Source organism: Bacteroidota bacterium (genome assembly GCA_018831055.1).
In the GTDB taxonomy this organism is placed as follows: domain Bacteria; phylum Bacteroidota; class Bacteroidia; order Bacteroidales; family B18-G4; genus M55B132.
Genome location: JAHJRE010000253.1, coordinates 1 through 2,401 on the forward strand (window position 1 = coordinate 1; position 2,401 = coordinate 2,401).

The following is a 2,401-nucleotide window of genomic DNA, read 5'->3' on the forward strand; positions in this document are numbered from 1 at the left end:
ATTCAAAATCTTAACCACCTCCGATAGTAAACCCTCCAATTTGGTTAAAATTCGAGTTATTAATTGTACGAAGTGGTGTTCCGGTGTCATATGATGGATATACATTAATCTTGGTGGCATCGGTTGAGACATAAATTTTGCCATCATGATCAAAAGCAATTCCCCAGAACTGTGAAAGCTGATTTTGTAACCAGATCTTTATCTGGTTTCGGTTCTTATCGAAAACTCGAATACCTTTAATTCCGCTTGTGGAATCCGACACAAAAAGGATTCCGTCGGATCTTATTTTGCATTCATCGTGGCTGTACCAGCTTAGCCCAAACTCTTTTACGATATTGCCACTGGTGGTTATTTCAAAAAGTTTTCGATCATTACTGCTGGCCCAGTGTGTTGTAAAAATGAGATTTCCTGAAACCGGATCAAAGCTGATCCCATTGGGCCCTTCAAAATTACCACCCAAATTACTTCTGAAATCCAAGGTATTAATATGTTGATAATCAGCGTCAAAGACCTCCACAAGTCCAGTGCCTCTGTTTGCTGCGTAAATATTTCCTTCTAAATCTATCGTGACACTTTTTGCACCGTTTCCTGTCGTAAAATGTCCGTCCCCAAAAGTCTTCAAATAGATATCGTCCTTAAACACCTTAAAATTTTGACCATCGGAAACAAGAAGATTATTTTTTGAGTCAAATATACAGTTCACGGGATTGGTAAACAAACCGGAACCAATGGACTTAATATATTCCCCTTCAGTCGTCATTTTATGAACAACGCCTGCCCCCGTGTCACTGATATATAGATATTGCGTTCCCGTTTCCGTTTGTTCCTCTCTCATATCTGATATAATCTGGAGAGTATAAATTATTTCCTCAATTCCTATCTTGTTATCCCCGTTCACATCCGCCCCAGATGACGCATAATCCGAACGAATCCCAGACGGATTCAATCCAGAGATGACCTGAAGGGCAAGGACGGCATCAGCTAAATCTACATCGCCATCCTCATCAATATCACCTTTGGCTACCGGACCTTTCGTAACCGTAAAGTCACTCCCTCCCTGGCATGAATAGGTCCCGTCCCCATTGGTCCATGTCCAGGTTACGGTCCCGGTACCAGACGTGGCTGAACTAAGGACAAAGGTAACGGTCTCTGTGGTAGTCCCACCATCGTCGGGATAGGAATAGGAGAACGTGTACGTCTCGCCGCTGACTGTGCCGGTATATGTATTTCCGTTAATATTGGCTGTCACCTGGTTCCCGGTTTGGGTCAAGGTGAAGGTGCTTGTTCCCGGTGAATCCGCCCCATCGGGACAATCGGACCACGTGTTGAAGGTGGACCCGGTCCAAGCACCCGCTGCCTCATAAACCGGTGTTTCAAAATCACAGACATCGCCTACACCGTCGCCGTCCGAATCCTCTTGATTGGGATTGTATATGTCGGGACAGTTATCAGATGCATTGGGGACCAAATCTCCATCAGCATCTTGGCCAACAAATTTAATGCGATTTGATCCGAGGACATGATAATAGTCTCCATTGTAGCCGTGTGCAATCTGAAGATTTCCATTAAGGTCCCAGCCATATATGCTTTCAAAGACTAAGCAAGTATAGCCATCATTATATTGAACACAGGTGCTACCTGGGGGTCTATTCTGGCAATCTCCTTGGTATGTCTGCTGTTCGATATAATCTGTAATCGAAGTATCCAATTCTGTTGCTGTGATATCCGCATCAGGAATCCCCGTAGCGGCGATTCTGATCGCGGCCACACCATTGATGCTGTCTGCATCCTGGGCCGCAGAGAGTGTAACGGTCTGATAAGTGTTCCAGTTGGAGGTTGTGAAAGTGAGATTTGCACCGGATTGGACAGTAATGTCCGCGTCACCGTCAACCTTGCTAACGGTTACATTGACATCATTTGAAGGCTGACCGCTCAATTTGATCTGCAAGGGATTTATCCCTCCTTCTGGGACTGTTATCATGGTGCTGTCGACTACGAACTGAATGGTCTGCTGCGTATAAGTGCCCGAAAACGTGACCTGCCCACCGGCCTGAATTTGCTGGGTCACAGGTGTTTGCGACGGCTTGTTCCATCCATTTACATCGCCCCAGGTAAGGGTGTAGTCACCAGGATCGAGATTAGATAGTGTCTGGTCTCCGTTCCCATTAAGCGAATACCCGCCAGGGCCTGTCAATGTCCACGGCGCATTAATGGTGTTCGGATCGGGGTTAACGGAAACAGTTCCCTTGGCCGGGGCATTAACAGCCAGGGTCACGTTCCGAGAGGTATTGCCCGATCCGTTGGTTGTGTTGTTGAAGGTTACCATACAGGGGTAGGTATTGGGGGTCAGGCTATTTGCGTTGCTGTTGATGGATACCGTGACCGTATCCGTCTCTGTGGG

General features: G+C 46.4%; 1 protein-coding gene. It reads right to left on the reverse strand.

Going from position 1 to position 2,401, the window contains the following annotated elements; genetic code table 11:
- Positions 1 to 10: 10 nt before the first annotated feature.
- Positions 11 to 2,401: hypothetical protein (locus KKA81_16135; protein ID MBU2652456.1), on the reverse strand; the 2,391-nt coding region annotated here is incomplete at its 5' end.